The sequence below is a fragment of the Pseudomonas plecoglossicida NBRC 103162 = DSM 15088 genome (genome assembly GCF_000730665.1).
GTDB lineage: Bacteria > Pseudomonadota > Gammaproteobacteria > Pseudomonadales > Pseudomonadaceae > Aquipseudomonas > Aquipseudomonas plecoglossicida.
In genome coordinates, this window is the sequence record NZ_BBIV01000004.1 from 34291 (window position 1) to 54722 (window position 20432).

Sequence of the window (20432 nt, forward strand, 5' to 3'; positions counted from 1 at the left end):
CCCGGGCCCAGCATCGAAGGTTTGCATATGCGTTATATCAGCACCCGCGGCCAGGCACCGGCCCTGAATTTCGAAGACGTCCTGTTGGCGGGCCTTGCCAGCGATGGCGGCCTGTACGTACCCGAGAACCTGCCACGCTTCACCCAGGAAGAGATCGCCTCCTGGGCAGGCCTGCCGTACCACGAGCTGGCCTTCCGGGTGATGCGCCCGTTCGTCACCGGCAGCATTGCCGATGCCGACTTCAAGAAGATCCTCGAAGAAACCTACGGTGAGTTCGCCCACGCCGCGGTCGCACCGCTGCGCCAGCTGAACAGCAACGAGTGGGTCATGGAGCTGTTCCACGGCCCGACCCTGGCGTTCAAGGACTTCGCCCTGCAACTGCTCGGCCGCCTGCTCGACCACGTGCTGGTCAAGCGTGGCGAGCGTGTGGTGATCATCGGCGCCACCAGTGGCGACACCGGCTCCGCCGCCATCGAAGGTTGCCGCCGTTGCGACAACGTCGACATCTTCATCCTCCACCCGCATCAGCGCGTGTCGGAAGTGCAGCGCCGGCAGATGACCACCATCTTCGGTGACAACATCCACAACATCGCCATCGAAGGCAACTTCGACGACTGCCAGGAAATGGTCAAGGCCAGCTTCGCCGACCAGTCCTTCCTCAAGGGCACTCGCCTGGTGGCGGTCAACTCGATCAACTGGGCGCGGATCATGGCCCAGATCGTCTACTACTTCCACGCAGCCCTGCAGCTGGGCGGCCCGGCCCGTTCGGTGGCGTTCTCGGTGCCGACCGGCAACTTCGGCGACATCTTCGCCGGCTACCTGGCGCGCAACATGGGCCTGCCGATCAGCCAGCTGGTGGTGGCGACCAACCGCAACGACATCCTGCACCGCTTCATGAGCGGCAACCAGTACGTCAAGGAAACCCTGCACGCGACCCTGTCGCCGTCGATGGACATCATGGTCTCGTCCAACTTCGAGCGCTTGCTGTTCGACCTGCACGGCCGCAACGGTGCCGCGATCGCCGAGCTGATGGCCAACTTCAAGCAAGGTGGCAGCTTCAGCGTCGAGCAAGACCGCTGGACCGAAGCGCGCAAGCTGTTCGATTCGCTGGCAGTGAGCGATGAGCAGACCTGCGAGACCATCGCCGAAGTCTTCGCCAGCACCGGCGAGGTGCTCGACCCGCATACCGCCATTGGCGTCAAGGCCGCGCGCGAGTGCCGCCGCAGCCTCGATACGCCGATGGTGGTACTGGGCACCGCTCACCCGGTCAAGTTCCCGGAAGCGGTGGAGAAGGCAGGCGTCGGCAAGGCCCTGGAGCTGCCAGCGCACCTGAGCGACCTGTTCGGCCGCGAAGAGCGTTGCACGGTACTGGCCAACGACCTGAAGGCCGTGCAGGCCTTTGTCAGCCAGCATGGTAATCGCGGCAAACCGCTTTAAGTGTTAGAGAAGGGGCCGCTGTGCGGCCCTTCTTTTGTAGCGCTTTCTTACGCTCCGCTCAGAATTGTCCTATTCAGAACAGGCTTTGCGTTACATAGAGTTGCCGACCCTTTCCCCAAGGAGCGGCGCATGCGTCAGCCTTACGTGTTGATCCACCAGGCACGGCCTTCCCACCAGATCCTCCTGCACCAGGCCTGCAATGCCCTGGGTTTTTTCGACGTGCGCGTTACCGAGGACCTGAACGACCTCAAGGCTTGCCTGGTACGTGATCGCGGTGCCGACCTGCTGATCCTCGATCATGCGGGCAACGATGGCCTGGCCGTGCTCGAGCAGGTCAGTTGCGAGCCTCCGCGCGCTGTCCTGTTTGTCGGTCAGGCAGATGCTGGCCAGACGGACCTCGCCAGTGCAGCACGCCAGCATGGCCTGTGGGTGCTCGCCGAGTTGCCCTGGCCATTGCCGATGCAGCGCTGGCAACAGGCCTTGCGGCATATTCAAACTGTCACATCGCCCACGCATGCTCACTGAACCAGCCGCAGCCGGGCGAACTTTCCGCTGCGCTTGTTGGTCAGTTGCTGTATGTCCCACTACTTGCGCGAGTGATCCGGATGGAAAGAATCTGCAGACTGCTCAACGACGCCCTGACGCCTTACCACACTCACCTTGATACTGCGGATGCCAGTGGCAACCGCCAGTTGATCGTCTACGACAGCCTCGGTGCTACCGCCTTGTGCCGCACTGTCAGTCTGCGGCAGTTGCAAGAGCAACGCTTGCTGATCGACCTGGTGGATGGCTTGCATCGTGATCTGCAGATTGTCGAGGGGCGCTTGCAACCCTGTGTGATCGCGGCATTGCAACAACGCCAGCAGCCTCGGGGAACCTTTGCCTGATTGGCGTATCAGACGCAGTAGGGCAGCGCGCTTGCACACAGCTCCGGTGCAGGCGGGTTGTCACGGGAAGCCCGCGAGGGCTTTCGCTTGACCCCGGACGTCTTCCCCAGCGTTCGGGGTTTCTTTTTAGCGCTTTTCAAAGAATTGCCGGCTGTGTTCCAGGTAGTCGCCGCGCAACTCCGGATCCAGCCAGCGGGCATACAGCGCCGGCAGCGTGTCCCGGCGCAGCGCCGGCAGCAATTGGTCGATATGGGCAATGGCCTCGCGCCCCAGTGGCGAGTCCGAGCAGCCCACATGCAGGAACTGATAGCGGTTCACACCCTGGATCGGGTGAAAGCGGTAGTCGTCCAGCGAGCCACCTTGTTGCCGGATCAGGTAGCGCATCTCTGGCCAATAGCCAAGCACCAGTTGCAGGCGCCCGAGCTGTTGCATTTCCAGCAGGCTGGCAGTCGCATCGTTGCCGTAGTGGCGGCTGAACACCGAATCGGGTAGTTGGCGCAGGATGTCGTCGATCTGCGTGCTGTAGCTGCGCTCGGCGACGATGCCCAGTTTCAGCTGCGTGCTGGTCAGCAGGGCCTTGAGATCCACCTGCTGGCCATCGAGGTAAGGCGCGAGCAGGGCTTCACCCTGCTTGCGAACCACCAGGCCGCCGCTCATCACACCCAGTGTCGGCACCGAGAAGTGCACGAACTTGGCGCGCTCCTGGGTCCACAGCAGGGTAGGGTCGCAGGTGAAACTGCTGCGGTCCTGCAGCATCTGGATGCCGCGAGCCCGGTTGACCCGCACGATGGCATGGTCGTACTCGGGCATCTGCTCGATCAGCAGCGGCAACATCTGGTCGACCACGCCCTGACCTTTTTCATCACCCTCGAAAATGGTGAACGGCGGCAGGTCGCGGACCAGCCACAGCAGGCGTTCCTTGGCCTGCACCGGTATGCAGGCCATGGCGAGCAGAAGCCCGCAGAAGAAGGTCCGGGCGCGCATGGTCAAGGCTCAGACCGTGCCCGCTGTGCGCAGACTGGCGATAGCGGCTGTGTCGTAACCCAGCCCGGCCAGCAGCGCGTCGGTATGTTCGCCCAGGGCCGGGCCGACCCATTCGGTGGAACCTGGCGTTTCCGACAACTTGGGCACGATGCCGGGCATCTTGAACGGCTTGCCGTCCGGCAGGCGGGCCTGCAGGAACATTTCCCGCGCCAGGTACTGCGGGTCGTTGAACATGTCCTCGGCCGAGTAGATGCGGCTGGCAGGCACCTCTGCCTCGTTCAGCGTGCGCATGACCTGCTCCAGCGGCAGGCTGTTGGCCCAGCGGTCGATCACCCCATACAGCTCGTCGCGGCGTGCGTCGCGGCCATCATTGCTGGCCAGCGACGGGTCTTCGGCCAGGTCGGTGCGGCCGATGGCCTGCATGAACCGCTTGAAGATCGCATCGCCGTTGGCGCCGATCTGCACATGCTTGCCGTCGGCAGAGGTGTGGATGGAGGAGGGCGTGATACCCGGCATGATGTTGCCGGTACGCTCGCGGATGAAGCCGAACACGTCGAACTCCGGAACCATGCTTTCCATCATGGCGAAGATCGCTTCGTACAGGGCTACGTCCACCACCTGCCCCTGGCCGCCGTTGACTTCGCGGTGGCGCAGTGCCATCAGCGCGCCGATCACGCCCCACAGTGCGGCGATCGAGTCGCCGATGGAGATGCCTGTGCGCACCGGCGGTCGGTCTTCGAAGCCTGTGATGTAGCGCAGGCCGCCCATCGACTCGCCCACGGCGCCAAAGCCAGGCTGGTCCTTCATCGGCCCGGTCTGACCGAAGCCCGACAGGCGCACCATCACCAGTTTCGGGTTGAGGGCATGCAGCACGTCCCAGCCAAGACCGAGTTTTTCCAGCACGCCGGGGCGGAAGTTCTCGATCAGGATGTCGGCTTCGGCCAGCAGGCGCTTGAGAATCTCGCGTCCCTCGGGGTGCTTGAGGTTGAGCGTCAAGGATTGCTTGTTGCGGGCCTGGACGAACCACCACAGCGATGTGCCTTCGTACAACTTGCGCCATTTGCGCAGCGGATCGCCGCCGTCGGGTGACTCGACCTTGATCACCTCGGCGCCGAATTCGGCGCAGATGCGCGACGCGAACGGCCCGGCGATCAGGGTGCCGAGTTCGATGACTTTGAGGCCGGCGAGGGGTTTGCTGGGCGTAGGCATAGGGCATCCGTGGCAACAGGGCAGAGCGGTGGTTTTATCACAGGTGTCGTGCTGCAGAAACTGCTCCGGCGCAAGCCGGGCAGGATCAGTTAGACTAGACAACTTTTCTCTTTGCACGAAGCCCAGTCGACCATGGCCCAGCCGTCAACCACCTACAAATTCGAACTGAACCTCACCGATCTCGATCGTGGCGTGTACGAAAACGTCCGGCAGACCATCGCCCGTCACCCTTCGGAAACCGAAGAGCGCATGGCCGTGCGCCTGCTGGCCTATGCGCTCTGGTACAACGAGAACCTGTCGTTCGGCCGTGGGTTGTCCGATGTCGATGAAGCGGCGCTGTGGGAAAAGAGCCTGGATGACCGCATCCTGCACTGGATCGAAGTCGGCCAGCCCGACGCCGATCGCCTGACCTGGTGCTCGCGCCGCACCGAACGCACCAGCCTGCTGGCCTACGGCAGCCTGCGGGTATGGCAGAACAAGGTGGTGGACGCGGTCAAGGGCTTGAAGAACCTGAACATTGCTGCCGTGCCGCAAGAGGTCCTGGAAACCTTGGCCACCGACATGCCGCGCACCATCAAGTGGGACGTGATGATCAGCGAAGGCACGGTGTTCGTGACCGACGACCGCGGCCAGCACGAAGTGCAGCTCGAGTGGCTGCTCGGCGAGCGAGGCTGAGCCCAGGCCCCATGCGTATCGAACCTCGCCCGCTGCCGCCGACCCTGCCCTTCCTGGGTAACCTGCCACCCTTGCTGACCCGCCTGTACGCCGCGCGCGGCGTGCAGTGCGAAGCCGAACTGGACAAGAGCCTGGCGCGGCTGTTGCCGTACCAGCAGCTCAAGGGCATCGAGGCAGCCGTGGATTTGCTGGTCGAGGCACTCGATCAGCGCCAGCGCATCCTGATCGTCGGTGACTTCGATGCCGATGGCGCCACCGCCAGTACCGTCGGTGTGCTGGGCCTGCGCCTGCTGGGCGCGGCGCACGTCGACTACCTGGTACCCAACCGCTTCGAGTACGGCTACGGCCTGACCCCGGAAATCGTCGAGGTGGCACTGCAGCGCCAGCCGCAATTGCTGATCACCGTCGACAACGGCATCTCCAGTGTCGAGGGCGTTGCGGCGGCCAAGGCGGCCGGGCTCAAGGTGCTGGTCACCGACCACCACCTGCCGGGCCAGCAGCTGCCGCTGGCCGACGCCATCGTCAACCCGAACCAGCCGGATTGTGCCTTCCCCAGCAAGTCGCTGGCGGGCGTCGGGGTGATCTTCTACGTGCTCATGGCCCTGCGCGCGCGCTTGCGCAGCCTTGGGCGCTATGAGGCCCAGCCGCAGCCGAACATCGGCGAACTGCTCGACCTGGTCGCCCTGGGCAGCGTCGCCGATGTGGTACCGCTGGATGCCAACAATCGCATCCTGGTGCACCAGGGCCTCGAACGTATCCGCGCGGGTCGCGCACGGCCTGGCCTCAAAGCCATTCTCGAAGTCGCGCGTCGCGATCATCGGCGTATCACCTCCACCGACCTCGGCTTCATCCTTGGCCCGCGGCTGAACGCTGCGGGTCGGCTGGACGACATGAGCCTGGGCATCGAATGCCTGCTGTGCGAAGACGCGGCACTGGCCCAGGACATGGCCCAGCAGCTGGATGACCTGAACCAGGACCGCAAGTCGATCGAGCAAGGCATGCAGCGCGAGGCCCTGGCCCAGCTCAAGGACCTGCCGGTCGAGTCGATGCCCTATGGCTTGTGCCTGTTCGACGCCGACTGGCACCAAGGCGTGATCGGCATTCTGGCCTCGCGCCTGAAAGAGCGTTATCACCGACCGACCATCGCCTTCGCCGATGCCGGTGATGGCATGCTCAAGGGCTCGGCGCGTTCGGTGCCGGGCTTTCATGTCCGTGATGCGCTGGATGCGATGGCGGCGCGCCACCCGCAGCTGATCAGCAAGTTCGGCGGGCATGCCATGGCGGCCGGGTTGTCCTTGCCCGAAGGCAACTTCCCGGCGTTCGCCGAGGCGTTCGACGAAGAAGTGCGGCGCCAGTTGCGCGAAGAGGACCTGACCGGGCGCCTGCTGTCGGACGGCAGCCTGGCCGTGGAAGAGTTCCACCTCGACCTGGCCAAGGCCCTGCGCAACGCCGGACCCTGGGGGCAGCACTTCCCTGAGCCGTTGTTCCATGGCGTGTTCCAGCTGGTGGAGCAGCGCGTGGTGGGCGAGCGGCACCTGAAGGTGGTGCTCAAGAGCGAATGTGGTTCGGTGCGCCTGGATGGCATCGCCTTTGGCATCGACCGCGAGGTATGGCCCAACCCGACCGTACGTTGGGTGGAGTTGGCCTACAAGCTGGATGTGAACGAGTTTCGCGGCAATGAAAGCGTACAGCTGATGATTGCCCACATGGAGCCGCGCTGATCTTTCGGGCCCTATCGCCGGCAAGCCGGCTCCCACCACCCCTTCGAGTATCACCATACAAGCCGGCTTGCCGGCGATAGGGCCGGTACAGGCGAACGCAATTCCCCGGGAACCTTCCCCCCCAGCAATCTGGTCTAGTCTGATTAATGACCGATACCGGGCCAGCGTCGTGCATGAGTGTCCGGGCCGGATCACCATTGGAGTCCTTGGGAGGTGCCCTCATGAGCCTGCTGCTCGAGCCTTACACCCTGCGTCAGCTGACCCTGCCCAACCGCATCGCGGTTTCGCCAATGTGCCAGTATTCCGCCGTCGATGGCCTGGCCAACGACTGGCATCTCGTTCACCTGGGCAGCCGCGCCGTGGGTGGCGCCGGCCTGGTGATCACCGAAGCGGTGGCGGTGACTGCCGATGGCCGTATCACCGCCGAAGACCTGGGTCTTTGGGATGACGCGCAGATCGCCCCCTTGCAGCGCATCACCCGTTTCATCACCGCCCAGGGCGCCGTGCCGGGCATCCAGCTGGCCCACGCCGGGCGCAAGGCCAGCACCTATCGCCCCTGGCTGGGCAAGCAGGGCAGCGTCAAGCCCGAAGGAGGGGGCTGGCAGCCGGTGGGGCCCTCGAGGATTGCCTTCGACCCACAGCACACCATCCCGCATGAACTGACCCTGGGTGAAATACAGGATGTGGTCACCGCGTTCGTTGCCGCTACCGAACGGGCATTGAAGGCGGGGTTCAAGGTGGTCGAGATCCACGCCGCCCATGGCTACCTGCTGCACCAGTTCCTGTCGCCGTTGAGCAACCAGCGCCGCGACGAATATGGCAGCTGCTTCGAAAACCGCATTCGCTTGACCTTGGAGGTCACCGAGGCGGTACGCAAGGTATGGCCCCAGGAGCTGCCGTTGTTCGTGCGCGTCTCGGCGACCGATTGGGTGGAAGACGGCTGGAATCCCGACGAAACCGTCGAACTGGCCCGACGCCTGCGTGCGCTGGGGGTCGACCTGATTGATGTATCTTCCGGTGGCACGTCGGTCAATGCCGAGATTCCCACCGGCCCCGGCTACCAGACCCGCTTCGCCGAGCGCGTGCGCAAGGAATCGGAAATCGCCACCGGCACGGTGGGCATGATCACTGAACCGGCCCAGGCCGAGCATATCCTGCGCACCGGCCAGGCCGATGTCATCTTCCTGGCCCGAGAACTGCTGCGCGACCCGTACTGGCCGCTGCATGCCGATGATGACCTGGGCGGAAACAAGGCGACCTGGCCGGCGCAGTATCAGCGCGCGACCAGCCGGGCCAATCCGATTCATGAGTCGGATCTGCGGGACTAGGTTCAGCCTGTTCGGGCCCTATCGCCGGCTTGCCGGCGATAGGGCCGAGAACATCACCCCAGATTCAATGCTTGATCATCACATGTCGCACGCAGGTGTAATCCTCCAGCCCATACATCGACATGTCCTTGCCATACCCCGAGTGCTTCTGCCCGCCATGGGGCATTTCGCTGACCAGCATGAAGTGGGTATTGACCCAGGTGCAGCCATATTGCAACCGCGCCGCCAGGCGATGGGCGCGGCCTGTGTCGCGGGTCCAGACCGATGAGGCGAGGCCGTATTCCGAGTCGTTGGCCCACTCCAGGGCCTGGGATTCGTCGCTGAAACGCGTTACCGACACTACCGGCCCGAAGACTTCGTTGCGCACGATCTCATCGTCCTGCAGGGCGTCGGCCAGCACGGTCGGCTCGAAGTAGAAACCATCGCCGGGCAGCGCCTTGCCGCCGGTGACCAGGCGGATGTGCGGCTGGGCAATGGCGCGGTTCACCAGGCCCGCCACCTTGTCACGGTGCTGGGCGCTGATCAGTGGACCCAGCTCGGTGTCCTCGGCGTCCTGCAAACCGGGCTTGAGGCTTGCCACCGCCTTGCCCAGGCGCTCGACGAAGCGCTGGTAGATGCCGTCCTGCACGTAGAGGCGGCATGCCGCCGTGCAGTCCTGGCCGGCATTGTAGAAGCCGAAGGTGCGGATGCCGTCGATGGCGGCGTCGATGTCGGCATCGTCGAACACCAGCACCGGCGCCTTGCCTCCGAGCTCCATGTGCATGCGCTTCACGCTGTCGGCGGTGGCGCCGATGATGTGCGCGCCGGTCGGGATGGAGCCTGTCAGCGACACCATGCGTACCTTGGGGTGGGTCACCAGCGGGTTGCCGACTGTCTGCCCGCGGCCGAAGAGGATGTTGAGCACCCCGGCAGGCAGCAGGCCCTTGGCCAGTTCACCCAAGCGCAGGGCGGTCAGTGGGGTCAGTTCCGACGGCTTGATGACCACCGTATTGCCGGCGGCCAGGGCCGGGGCGACTTTCCAGGCCAGCATCATCAGCGGGTAGTTCCAGGGGGCGATCGAAGCGACCACGCCCAGCGGGTCGCGGCGGATCATCGAGGTGTGGCCGGGTAGGTATTCACCGGCTGCCGAGCCTCCCATGCAGCGCGCGGCACCGGCGAAGTAGCGGAATACGTCGACGATGGCGGGGATTTCGTCGTTGAGGGCGGCGGCGAAGGGCTTGCCACAGTTCTGCGACTCCAGCCTGGCCAGCTCGTCGCCGTGCGACTCAATGGCGTCGGCCAGCGCCAGCAGGGCCAGCGAACGTTCCTTGGGGCTGGTCTGCGACCAGCTGTCGAAGGCCTGGTCGGCAGCACGCACTGCGGCATCGACCTGGGCTTCGGTGGCCTCGAAGATCTGTGCCAGTGTGCTGCCCTCGGCAGGGTTGAGCACGGTCAATTCAGGGCCTTCGCCAGCGACCAGGCGACCGTTGATGAGCATGTTGATTTGCATGTGGGCTCCTTGGAGGGTCATTTGCCGCTGCCCGCGACGCTTTCTCCGCCACGGGTCAGGTAGTAGGCGCCGAGGATCGGCAGCATGGTCACCAGCATCACCAGCATGGCGACCACGTTGGTCACCGGCACATCGCGCGGGCGGCTCAACTGGTTGAGCAACCAGATTGGCAGCGTGCGCTCATGGCCGGCGGTGAAGGTGGTGACGATGATCTCGTCGAACGACAGGGCGAAAGCCAGCATGCCGCCGGCCAGCAACGCCGAACCCAGGTTGGGCAGGATGATGTAGCGGAACGTCTGCCAGCCGTCGGCACCGAGGTCCATCGAGGCTTCGATCAGGCTCTGCGAGGTGCGCCGCAGCCGTGCGATCACGTTGTTGTAGACGATCACCACGCAGAAGGTCGCGTGGCCGACGACGATGGTGAACACCCCAGGTTCGATGCCCAGGCTCTTGAATGCCGACAGCAGGGCGATGCCGGTGATGATGCCGGGCAGGGCGATCGGCAGGATCAGCATCAGCGAGATCCCTTCCTTGCCGAAGAAGCTGCGCCGGTACAACGCCGCCGAGGCCAGCGTGCCGAGCACCAGGGCGATCAATGTGGCCAGGCAGGCCACCTGCAACGACAGCTTGATGGCCTCCAGCACATCCGCACGGGCGAAGGCCACGGCGAACCATTTGAGGGTGAAGCCCTGGGGCGGGAAGCTGAACGCCGCGTCCTCGGTGTTGAAGGCGTACAGGACGATGATCAGGATCGGGAAGTGCAGGAACAGCAGCCCGCCCCACGCCGCCAGGCGCAGGCCGGTCGAGGCGTTTTCAGAGTGCATCGAAGGCCCCCAGGCGTTTGACGATGGACAGGTACACCGCAATCAGCACGATCGGCACCAGGGTGAATGCGGCGGCCATCGGCATGTTGCCGATCGCCCCTTGCTGGGCGTAGACCATGCTGCCGATGAAGTAGCCGGGTGGGCCGATCAGTTGCGGCACGATGAAATCGCCGAGGGTCAGCGAGAAGGTGAAGATCGAGCCAGCGGCGATACCGGGTATCGACAGCGGCAGGATCACTTGCCGGAAGGTTTGCCCAGGCCTGGCGCCGAGGTCCGCCGAGGCCTGCAGCAACGAGGGCGGCAGGCGTTCCAGTGAAGCCTGGATCGGCAGGATCATGAACGGCAGCCAGATGTACACGAACACCAGGAAGCGTCCAAGGTGCGAAGTCGACAGGGTACTGCCGCCAACCCCGGGCACGTCCAGCACGGCCTGCAGCAGCCCATCCAGGTGCAGTTGCTGGACGAACCACTGGGCCACGCCGCCCTTGGCCAGCAGCAAGGTCCAGGCGTAGGTCTTGACGATGTAGCTGGCCCACATCGGCATCATCACCGCGATGTAGAAAAAGGCCTTGGTCTTGCCGCTGGTAAAGCGCGCCATGTAGTAGGCGATGGGGAAGGCCAGCACCGCGCTGGCCAGGGAGACCGCGACGGCCATGGCCAGGGTGCGCAGGATGATGTCGAAGTTTGCCGGGTTGAACAGCGCGGCAAAGTTGCCCAGGGTCAGCGTCGGGGTGACCGCCATGGTGAAGTCGTCGAACGTGTAGAACCCCTGCCACAGCAGGTTGAGCAACGACCCCAGGTAAATGGCACCGAACCAGGTCAGCGGTGGGATCAACAACAGCGACAGGTACAGGTTGGGGCGCCGGTAGAGCAGGTTGGACAGCCGACGCAAGGGGCGCGCATGTGCCATGGCCTGGTTCATTTCAGCGGCCCTCGACCAGCACGGTTTCCTGCAGCACCGTCATCGCTTCGCGGGGCCAGCGCAACTGCACGCGCTGGCCGGGCTGCCAGGGCAGTGGTTGTTCCTGCCAGCGGTCGTTGGCGTGGCTGACCGCCAGCAGCTGGCCGTTGTCCAGTTGCACCTCGTAGCGTGTGGCGCTGCCCTGGTACTGGATGTCGCGCAGCAGGCCATCGAGCTGGACGCCCTCGCCGGCACTGTCCGTTGCACCCAGGCGGATATGCTCGGGGCGGATGGAGAATGGCGAGCGCCGGCCGCTGAGCTGCTCGGCCAGCTCGCCGCGTACCACGTTGGAGGTGCCGACGAATTCGGCGACGAAGGTGGTGGCGGGCTTCATGTAGAGCTGGCGCGGCGTGTCGACCTGCTCGATGCGGCCGCGGTTGAACACCGCGACCCGGTCGGACATCGACAGGGCCTCGGTCTGGTCGTGGGTGACGAAGATGAAGGTGATGCCCAGCTGGCGTTGCAGCTTCTTCAGCTCGCCCTGCATCTGCTCGCGCAGCTTGAGGTCGAGCGCGCCGAGCGGTTCGTCGAGCAACAGCACCCGTGGGCGATTGACCAGGGCGCGGGCCAGGGCCACGCGCTGGCGCTGGCCGCCGGAAAGCTGGGCCGGCTTGCGCTCGCCATAGCCTGCCAGGGCGACCATGGCCAATGCCTCCTCGGCCCGCGCAAGGCGCTCGGCCTTGGCCACGCCCTTGACCTTCAGCCCATAGGCAATGTTGTCGCGCACGTTCATATGGGGGAACAACGCGTAATCCTGGAACACCGTGTTGACGTCGCGCTGGTAGGGCGGCACGCCGGCGGCTTCGCTGCCATGGATGCGGATCGAACCGCTGTTGGGTTGTTCGAAGCCGGCGATCAGGCGCAGGCAGGTGGTCTTGCCCGAGCCCGAAGGCCCGAGCATGGAGAAGAATTCGCCGTCCTCGATGTCGATGCTGACCTGGTCGACGGCTTTGACCTCGCCGAAGGTGCGCGAGACCTGGGTGAACTGGACTGCTAAGGGCATGGGCGCTACTCAGCTGTTGTGTGGGTTGGTCGGGCCTCATCGCCGGCTTGCCGGCGATGAGGCCCGTACAGGCTCAAACGCCCTCAGCGCCCCCCCATGATCGCAATGTAGTCCTGGGTCCAGCGGCTATAAGGCACGAACTTGCCCCCCTGGGCCTGTGGCGTCTTCCAGAAGGCAATCTTGTCGAAGTTGTCGAAGCCATTGGTCTTGCATCCCTCGGCCCCCAGCAACTCGCTGCCCGTGCACGCCGCCGGCACCGCCGGCAACGAACCGAACCAGGCCGCCACATCGCCTTGCACCTTCGGTTGCAACGACCAGTCCATCCACTTGTAGGCGCAGTTGGGGTGCTTGGCCTCGGCATGCAGCATGGTGGTATCGGCCCAGCCGGTAGCGCCTTCCTTCGGAATGGTCGAGGCCACCGGCTGTTTTTCGGCTTTCAGGCCATTGACCATGTAGCCCCAGGAACTGGAGGCGACCACGCCTTCGTTCTTCACATCGCTCATCTGCACGGTCGCGTCATGCCAGTAACGATGGATCAGCGGTTGCTGCTGGCGCAGCAGGTCGAGCACCGCCTTGTACTGGGCTTCGTTCAGCTCGTAGGGGTCCTTGATACCGAGCTCCGGCTTGGCGGACTTGAGGTACAACGCCGCATCGGCGATGTAGATCGGCCCGTCGTAGGCCTGCACGCGGCCTTTGTTCGGCTTGCCATCGGGCAGGTTCTGTGGCTCGAACACCACGTTCCAGCTGGTGGGGGCCTGCTTGAAGGTGTCGGTGTTGTAGAGCAGCACGTTGGGGCCCCACTGATAGGGGGTGCCATAGGCCTGCTTGTCGACCACATACCAGCCGCCGTTCTGCAGGCGCGGGTCGATATTCTTCCAGTTGGGAATCAGCGCGGTGTTGATCGGCTGCACCTTCTTGCCGACGATCAGACGCAGCGAGGCATCGCCGGAGGCCGTGACCAGGTCGTACCCGCCCTTGTTCATCAGGCTGACCATTTCATCGGAAGTGGCGGCGGTCTTGACGTTGACCTTGCAGCCGGTCTCCTTCTCGAAACCGGTGACCCAGTCATAGGCCTTGTCGCTCTCGCCGCGCTCGATGTAGCCGGGCCAGGCAACGATATCCAGCTGGCCTTCAGTGGCGCCCAGGGCTTTGGGCATCTCGGCGGCCTGCAGGCTGGCACTGGCCAGCAGAGCGCCGGTGACGGCGCCGAGCAATGCGGTCTTGTGCACTGACATGGTGTTCCCTCTTCTTTGAAATTATGGTCGGGGCGGTGCCAAGCAAAGGTACAAGGGTAGTACGGTTGAAGTCGGTCCACGCCAGAAGCTCGCCAGGGCGGTGCAGTCGTGGCAACAGGTTCACCTGCCTAGAGACTAGATGGGCGGCGGCGGAAATCGAGTCGGTTTCAGCGACGCCGACAAATTCCCCGGTCAAGCCTCGCTGCGGGTGGCAAGTGGATCTTTAAGGTTTGCCTGATGGCCCGTTTCCCATCCCACTCCCTAGACTCGCCGGTCAGATCAACCCACTGGCAGGACTTCTCATGTTTCTCAGGAAATTCAGGCTGGCCCAGCGCGCCATGCTGGTCTTCATCATCATCAACCTGCTGGTGGTAGTCCTTGGCGCGATCTCCCTATGGCAAATGGGGCAAATTCGTGCAACGGCGCTGGAAATGGAACGCAACTGGATGGAAAGCATCCGGCAAGCCGGGGCAATCGACTCGATGGTGTTGAGCATCCGCCTGGAAAGCTTCCGTATGCTCAACGCACACGACCCCCAGCGACGCCAGGATTCGGCTGATACGGTGGGCAATACTCGAACGAAATTGAATGATGTGGTGGAGCGCTATGGAACGCTGGTCGGCGGTCCTGAAGAGCAGCAGCTCTACGAGGCTGTAAAGCTGGGTGTAGCGACCTATGAGAGCAAACTCGATGTTCTCCTGCAGATCGCCCAGACAGGGGCCAAGGAGGAGGCCCTCGATTACATCAGCCAAAACATCCGCGATCTCACCAATGACCTCCAGGTAACCATCGGCAAGCTTGTGGCGCTCAACCGCGATGGCGGTCGCCAATCGGGTCTCGAATCCGAGGCTGTCTACCAGCGATCGATCACCACGGTGATCAGCATCGGTGTGCTGGTGATTGTCCTGAGCATTGCGATGGGCATCCTGTTCGTGCGCAGCATCACCCTGCCCCTGCTGTCGGTGCTGCAGGTCAACCGCCAGATTGCCCAGGGCGACCTGCGCAGCGACCTGACGGCCAGCGGCAACGATGAACTGACCGACCTGATGCACTCGGTCATTGCCATGCAGTCCAGCCTGCGCGACACCATCCGGCACATCGGCAGTTCGGCTATCCAGCTGGCCGCTGCGGCGGAAGAAATGCACTCGGTGACAGAAGAGTCGAGCAATGGCCTTCAGCGCCAGAACGATGAGATCGAACAAGCGGCAACGGCCGTGAACGAAATGACCGCAGCGGTCGAAGAGGTCGCCCGGAACGCGGCGTCGGCCTCGGACTCCGCCCAGGCCTCGGCAGTTTCCAGCCGGACGGGTTCCGAGCGAGTGGTAGAAACCGTGGAAGCCATTCGCAGCCTGGTCAGCATCGTTACCCAAACCAGTGGCGAAGTGGAAGGATTGGCGAGCCGGGCCCAGAACATCGCCAAGGTGCTGGATGTGATCCGTTCGATCGCCGAGCAGACCAACTTGCTGGCGCTCAATGCAGCGATCGAGGCGGCTCGGGCGGGCGATCAGGGGCGCGGCTTCGCGGTGGTGGCCGACGAGGTGAGGGCCTTGGCCCATCGCACCCAGGAGTCCACCAAGGAAATCGAAAGCATGATCGCCGATATCCAGACCGGGGCCCAGCAGGCTGTGCTTGCCATGGGCCAGAGCTGCTCCAACGCCCAGGGCACCCTCAGCATCGCGCAGGATGCGGGTACGGCGCTGGAAGCGATCTCCCGTTCGATCACCGAGATCAACGAGCGCAACTTCCTCATCGCCACGGCTTCGGAGGAGCAGGCGCAAGTGGCGCGTTCGGTGGACTGCAACCTGGTGAGCATTCGTGATCTGTCGATCCAGACATCTGCGGGGGGTAACCAGACCGCCGCGGCAAGCAACGAGTTGGCGAAACTGGCCGGCACCATGAACGACCTGACCAAGCGATTCCTGATCTGAGCGAACACCCATGGAAACCGTAGAAGCCACCCCGGCGGCAAGCTGTGAAGAAATTCTGGCGCAGGCAAGCAGCATCGTCACGCAGATCAGGGAACTCACCATCCAGATCGATGGGCTCCAGGTATCCATGGTCGCGGCGGGCTCGAAGCTTGGCATGACCATGAAGGCGCTGAATGAAGACCTGGTCCTTGAGCGCCGTCATTTGAGCAACCTGATGAGCATTGCGCAGGTCACGCAACGCACGGCGATGCTGAGCATTGAAAAGAATGTGCGGCGCACACTGCACGATACCCTGCTGCCGTCAGTGCTGGCGATCACCTCGTCAGCGGTCATTGGTGGCTGCCTTGGCAGCGGCCTGACTGCGTTCATCCTGCATTGATGGCGACCGTGTAAACGGAGGAATGACGCATTGAACCTTACAGACCTGGACATTGGAAAACTGATCGAAGTCATTGGCCTTGCCCTCGTTCCGATCATTTTCGAAGGTGTCAACAAGGACATGCCAGCCCATGCATTGCGCGCGCGAGCGCGCCTGAATGCGGAAATCATGGGGCGAGTGGCGGCGGTACTTTATTGCGGCAACAGGGTAGGCCCGGACATTGCCGCGAAGATCGAACTGTTCACCCAGCACATGTGCAAGGCGCACCTGGACGCCTTCAACGAAGTGCTGGGTCCGGAGGGACACCTGAGTCGAGCGGATTGAAATACAATCGATAATCAACCAGATTTTTTTAAGGATTGGCTGATGGTTGCCGCGCTGGCGTCACGCTTACTCTGGCGCGATGAAGCTCAAGCAGTTCCTCTTGCCCAGCGATGCCTGCTTTTCCACGCCCAAAGCGGCGCGCAGGTTGCTGCGCCTGTTCGCCCAGTTGATGGTGCTGGGAGCGTTGGCGGGAGCGGTGATGACGGTGGGGTGGGTCCTTAACGCAGAGGTCTCCCGCCGCCAGGGTTACATGGCGGATGCCATCATCGACACGCGTGTATTCTTCACGCAGCGTGAAGCGTTGCTGCGTAGCCTTGCCCTCTTGGCGATCAAGCTGCCCGGCGACGCGACCGAGGGCTCCGCGGGGCGCGTGCTGCTGTCGGAGCGCACGCTCGAATTCCTGCGCCAGTACCGGGTCAACCTGTTGCAGGTATCCGGGCGGTCCGGCAGGCATGCCGCTTATCTGAGCATGGGCCTTCCCTTCACGCTGCCGCTGTCCGACGACATCGTTCGGCGCTTGCGCACTTACGACGTCGATTCGCCGTTCGTGACCCAGGGCATCTGGCTTGCCGATCACAGCAGTTCGCGTGCCCGCTTGTACTTGTTCACCCTGCTCGATCGGCACCGCCCTGCTGCGGGCTGGATCGGCATGGAAATGGATGCCTCTGACATCACCAGCACCTTGCATGACGACAAGGCCGGGCAATTCATGGTGGTCAATCCCGTCGGTGAAGTGATGATGAGCAGTGCCGATCCTGCTCGGGACGTGCGCCCGCTGCTGGCCATGCCTCCTGGCAAGGATTTCGGCTTCTCCGGTGCCGGGTGGTTGCCAGACCAGCTGGTGATGCGCAAGAAGCTCGGTTACTCGAGCTGGACGCTCTTCTACGTCCTGGACCTGTTCACCTTGCTCAAGGTGATCTGCTGGCCTCTGGCGATCTCGCTGTTGGCAATACTGGCCGTGGGGATGGCCGTCCGCCGCCTGGTGTCTCGCGTCGAGCGCCGCCTGATCACGCCTGCAACCCGCCGCATCGATGCGCTGATCGAGAGCGAGGCGTTCAGTCGCGCGGTGATCCAGGCCGCGCCGGTCGCCCTTTGCGTGCTGCGCTTCGCCGATGGAAAGGTGGTGCTGGAAAACCGCCTGTCCCAGCAGTGGCTGGGCGAATGCAACGAGCGTGAGCGCTTGTACCAGGGCTGGATCGGGCAGGCCTTCGATGAATCGCAGTCGAGCCGTGCCGACGAGTTCCAGGCAGGCAGTGGGCGCCATCTGTATCCGAGTTTCGTGAAGACCCGTTACAACGGCGAGGATGTGTTGTTTTGCGCCTTCAGTGACATCAGCTCGCGCAAGCAGATGGAGGCGGCGATGGCCGAGGCCAAGCTCAGCGCCGATGCCGCCAACGAAGCCAAGACGTTGTTTCTGGCGACCATGAGCCATGAAATTCGCACGCCGCTCTACGGGGTCCTGGGTACCCTCGAACTGTTGCGCAAAACCGAGCTCAAGACCCAGCAGAAAACCTACCTGAAGGCGGTGGAAAGTTCGTCCAGTGCGTTGCTCAACCTGGTTTGCGACGTACTCGACGTGTCCAAGATCGAGGCGGGGCAGCTGGCGCTGGACGAGTGTGATTTCAAGCCCCTGGAGCTGGTCTACCACGTGATCCAGAGTTATGCTGGCGCCGCACGGGGCAAGGGGCTTCACCTCTATGCCTACGTCGATCCACAGGTGCCGCAGGTGCTTTTCGGCGACGTGACGCGCATTCGTCAGGTGTTGAACAACCTGCTCGGCAATGCCGTGAAATTCACCGACAGTGGGCAGGTGGTGCTACGGGTCAGGGCTGCAGGAGCCGAAGGTGGCCGATTCGAGGTGCATTGGCAGGTTTCTGACAGCGGCCCCGGCATCGCTGAGCAGGATCAGGCGTTCCTCTTCGACCCCTTTTATCAGACGGGCGTCAATGCCAACACCATTGCAGGTACCGGCCTGGGTTTGTCCATTTGCCAGCGCCTGGCCGGCCTGATGAACGGTGTGGTCCGGGTGGTCAGCACGCCGGGCTTGGGCAGCAGCTTCACCCTGGTGGTCGGTTTGAAATCGCCATGCCCGCAGGTGCATGCCAGGGTTGAATGTGATGTGTGGTCAAGGCCCGTGAATGTCTACTCTCCGGTCGAGGAGATGGCCAGGTACATCGGCGGCTGGCTGAACGCTTGGGGGGCGAAGGTGCAGTTCGGTCTGCCCGAGGCGGATCCGCCTGCCAGTGAAACCGTACTGGTGGAAGTCTACCCGTGTCGGCGAAGCGCACCTCACGTTGCCTGGGGTGGCGCCAGGATCGTGGTCAGCCCCGACTTTACCGACGAAGAACCTTGCGGCGGAGCGCTGTGGCAGGTGCGGCTCAGCGACCTCGACGGGCTGCTCGACGCGTTCAGGTCGGCTCAGGGAAGCCGGTGGCTGGTGCCGCCGGCACCCGTCGAGGTCGTCGATGCCCATGAATCGAGAAAGCTCAGTCTGAAAGTGCTGGTCGTCGAAGACAACGTGATCAACCAGCTGATTCTCAAGAATCAGCTGGAAGTGCTCGGCTGCCAGGCGACGCTGGCCAGCGATGGTTCGCAGGCATTGCTGCTGTGGGATCGGGACTGTTATGACGTGGTGCTGACCGATATCAACATGCCGGGCATGAGTGGCTACGAGCTGGCCAGTCAACTGCGTGACCAGGGTTGCCAGGTGCCGATCATCGGCGCCACCGCCAATGCGATGAGTGATGAAGGTGACCGCTGCATGGGGGCCGGCATGCAAGAGCTGTTGGTAAAGCCGTTTGGCCTGAAAGGTCTGTTCGACTGCTTGCAGCACTACGAAAAGGTCAGCGATTGTGGCGTATAGGGTTCTGCTGGTCGAAGATCATCCTGTCCAGCAGCGTTATCTGCTGGACCTGTTTCTCGCGCTCGACGGCGTATCGGTCGCCGCGGTTCAAAACGGCAACGAAGCCTTGGCGGTGCTCGATACCCAGGTATTCGATCTGGTGCTGTGCGACCTGATGATGCCTGTCATGGATGGCATGCAGCTGGTACAGCGGATGAGGGCTCTTGGCCACAGGCCCAGCATGGCCTTCATGAGCGCCTTGCCCGAGCGTATGCTGAGCAGTGCCAGCCTTGCGGCCAGTCACCTGGGGTTCAACGTGCTCGCACCGCTGGCCAAGCCGGTGGGTATCGAGACCCTCGCCAGGATGTTGCAGAAGATGGCGACACCGGGGGTGGGGACGCGTCCACCGGCAGCGCCGGTATCCACCCACAGTGTCGAAACCCTGCGTGGGGCCATCGATTCGGGGCGAATTCAGCCTTGGTTCCAGCCGAAGTGGTCGCTGAGCACCGGGCATATCGTCGCCGCCGAGGCGCTGGTGAGGTGGGCCGACGAAGGCCGTGACGTACTGTTGCCCAGGGACTTTCTGCCAGGAATCGTCAGTCGTCACCTGGAGGAGGTGTTGCTGATGCAGGTGGTGAGCTTGACCATCGCCGCCCAGAACGCATGGCGCAGGCAGGGCTATGGGGTCCCGGTCTCGATCAACCTGCCGACTCACCTGCTCGATGACGAGGATTTGCCGGACCGTCTGCATGCCCACGTCATCAGTGCGGGAGGGGCGCCGTCGTACATCGGCTTCGAAATCATGGAAAGTGCCGAGGCCAAGGAACTGGGCCATTATTTCGCCGGTGTCTGCCGCTTGCGGCTCAAGGGCTTTGGCCTGGCGCAGGACGATTTCGGCAAAGGCTACGGTTCTTACTTCAACCTGGTCTCCACGCCCTTCACGGAGCTGAAGATCGATCGCTCCCTGGTCAGTGGCTGCGTGGAAAACGCCAACCTTGCGGCGGCGCTTTCAAGCATTGTCGCCCTGGGCAGGCAGCTGGGCCTCAAGGTCGTCGCGGAAGGCGTGGAGACGTTCCAGGAGTTGGCCTTGCTGAAACAGGCCATTTGCGATCAGGTCCAGGGTTTCCTACTCTCCAAGGCAGTGAGTCCGAGAAGCTTCCTCAGTTTGCTGGCCAGCAAGTGGCCGGTGGGTTGTTGATCGAATGG

18 protein-coding genes are annotated in these 20432 nt (G+C 63.4%); 11 read left to right on the forward strand and 7 right to left on the reverse strand.

Features of this window, described 5'->3' with window-relative positions; genetic code table 11:
- Positions 1 to 27 precede the first annotated feature (27 nt).
- The 3 genes from thrC (at position 28) to PPL01S_RS02010 (ending at position 2324) form a co-directional block, all read left to right on the forward strand.
- The gene (gene thrC / locus PPL01S_RS02000) at positions 28 to 1437 is read left to right on the forward strand and encodes a threonine synthase (protein WP_028625202.1); all 1410 of its coding nucleotides are present in this window, start codon (positions 28 to 30) and stop codon (positions 1435 to 1437) included.
- A gap of 129 nt (positions 1438 to 1566) precedes the next feature.
- Entirely contained in the window at positions 1567 to 1962 is a 396-nt protein-coding gene (locus PPL01S_RS02005) for a hypothetical protein (protein ID WP_016391452.1), read from the forward strand.
- Between the two features lie 80 nt (positions 1963 to 2042).
- Complete coding sequence (locus PPL01S_RS02010) at positions 2043 to 2324, forward strand: DUF3509 domain-containing protein (protein WP_028625203.1); 282 nt, start codon at positions 2043 to 2045, stop codon at positions 2322 to 2324.
- Positions 2325 to 2450: 126 nt separating this feature from the next.
- Here the strand turns inward: PPL01S_RS02010 and PPL01S_RS02015 are convergent, their stop codons facing one another.
- On the reverse strand, positions 2451 to 3308 hold the full coding sequence (locus PPL01S_RS02015; protein WP_016391450.1) for a TIGR02285 family protein: 858 nt from the start codon (positions 3306 to 3308) through the stop codon (positions 2451 to 2453).
- 9 nt (positions 3309 to 3317) lie between these two features.
- Positions 3318 to 4517, reverse strand: coding sequence for a CaiB/BaiF CoA transferase family protein (locus PPL01S_RS02020; RefSeq protein ID WP_028625204.1), 1200 nt, complete (start codon positions 4515 to 4517; stop codon positions 3318 to 3320).
- Positions 4518 to 4649: 132 nt separating this feature from the next.
- On the opposite strand from PPL01S_RS02020, the gene PPL01S_RS02025 reads away from it, so the two are divergent.
- The 3 genes from PPL01S_RS02025 to PPL01S_RS02035 all read left to right on the forward strand — a co-directional run bounded on the left by PPL01S_RS02025 (position 4650) and on the right by PPL01S_RS02035 (position 8241).
- Positions 4650 to 5192, forward strand: coding sequence for a YaeQ family protein (locus PPL01S_RS02025; protein WP_016391448.1), 543 nt, complete (start codon positions 4650 to 4652; stop codon positions 5190 to 5192).
- An 11-nt stretch (positions 5193 to 5203) separates the two neighbouring features.
- Positions 5204 to 6913: a single-stranded-DNA-specific exonuclease RecJ gene (gene recJ, locus PPL01S_RS02030; protein ID WP_028625205.1), complete on the forward strand. Its 1710-nt coding sequence runs from the start codon at positions 5204 to 5206 to the stop codon at positions 6911 to 6913.
- 221 nt (positions 6914 to 7134) lie between these two features.
- On the forward strand, positions 7135 to 8241 hold the full coding sequence (locus PPL01S_RS02035; RefSeq protein ID WP_016391446.1) for an NADH:flavin oxidoreductase/NADH oxidase: 1107 nt from the start codon (positions 7135 to 7137) through the stop codon (positions 8239 to 8241).
- 64 nt (positions 8242 to 8305) lie between these two features.
- On the opposite strand, the gene PPL01S_RS02040 is transcribed toward PPL01S_RS02035, so the two are convergent.
- The 5 genes from PPL01S_RS02040 to ydcS form a co-directional block, all read right to left on the reverse strand.
- Positions 8306 to 9730 carry a gamma-aminobutyraldehyde dehydrogenase gene (locus tag PPL01S_RS02040; RefSeq protein ID WP_016391445.1) on the reverse strand — a complete coding sequence of 475 codons (1425 nt, stop codon included), beginning with the start codon at positions 9728 to 9730 and terminating at the stop codon, positions 8306 to 8308.
- 17 nt (positions 9731 to 9747) lie between these two features.
- Positions 9748 to 10554: an ABC transporter permease gene (locus PPL01S_RS02045; RefSeq protein WP_016391444.1), complete on the reverse strand. Its 807-nt coding sequence runs from the start codon at positions 10552 to 10554 to the stop codon at positions 9748 to 9750.
- Positions 10544 to 11464 (reverse strand): ABC transporter permease, encoded by a 921-nt coding sequence (locus tag PPL01S_RS02050; RefSeq protein ID WP_033743167.1) that lies wholly within the window; start codon positions 11462 to 11464, stop codon positions 10544 to 10546. The genes PPL01S_RS02045 and PPL01S_RS02050 overlap by 11 nt, the downstream gene beginning before the upstream one ends.
- Before the next feature lie 13 nt (positions 11465 to 11477).
- Positions 11478 to 12518, reverse strand: coding sequence for an ABC transporter ATP-binding protein (locus tag PPL01S_RS02055; RefSeq protein ID WP_028625206.1), 1041 nt, complete (start codon positions 12516 to 12518; stop codon positions 11478 to 11480).
- 83 nt (positions 12519 to 12601) lie between these two features.
- The gene (gene ydcS / locus PPL01S_RS02060) at positions 12602 to 13753 is read right to left on the reverse strand and encodes a putative ABC transporter substrate-binding protein YdcS (protein ID WP_028625207.1); all 1152 of its coding nucleotides are present in this window, start codon (positions 13751 to 13753) and stop codon (positions 12602 to 12604) included.
- Between the two features lie 302 nt (positions 13754 to 14055).
- Here ydcS and PPL01S_RS02065 point away from each other — a divergent pair, with 302 nt between their 5' ends.
- The 5 genes from PPL01S_RS02065 to pvrR are packed head-to-tail and all read left to right on the forward strand — an operon-like array spanning position 14056 to position 20424.
- Positions 14056 to 15681 (forward strand): methyl-accepting chemotaxis protein, encoded by a 1626-nt coding sequence (locus tag PPL01S_RS02065; RefSeq protein WP_028625208.1) that lies wholly within the window; start codon positions 14056 to 14058, stop codon positions 15679 to 15681.
- A 10-nt stretch (positions 15682 to 15691) separates the two neighbouring features.
- Positions 15692 to 16060, forward strand: coding sequence for a hypothetical protein (locus tag PPL01S_RS02070; protein WP_016391439.1), 369 nt, complete (start codon positions 15692 to 15694; stop codon positions 16058 to 16060).
- A gap of 30 nt (positions 16061 to 16090) precedes the next feature.
- Positions 16091 to 16384: a hypothetical protein gene (locus PPL01S_RS02075; protein ID WP_028625209.1), complete on the forward strand. Its 294-nt coding sequence runs from the start codon at positions 16091 to 16093 to the stop codon at positions 16382 to 16384.
- Between the two features lie 46 nt (positions 16385 to 16430).
- On the forward strand, positions 16431 to 19247 hold the full coding sequence (locus PPL01S_RS02080; protein WP_415639430.1) for an ATP-binding protein: 2817 nt from the start codon (positions 16431 to 16433) through the stop codon (positions 19245 to 19247).
- The gene (gene pvrR / locus PPL01S_RS02085; protein ID WP_169740061.1) at positions 19234 to 20424 is read left to right on the forward strand and encodes a response regulator cyclic di-GMP phosphodiesterase PvrR; all 1191 of its coding nucleotides are present in this window, start codon (positions 19234 to 19236) and stop codon (positions 20422 to 20424) included. The genes PPL01S_RS02080 and pvrR overlap by 14 nt, the downstream gene beginning before the upstream one ends.
- Positions 20425 to 20432: the final 8 nt, after the last annotated feature.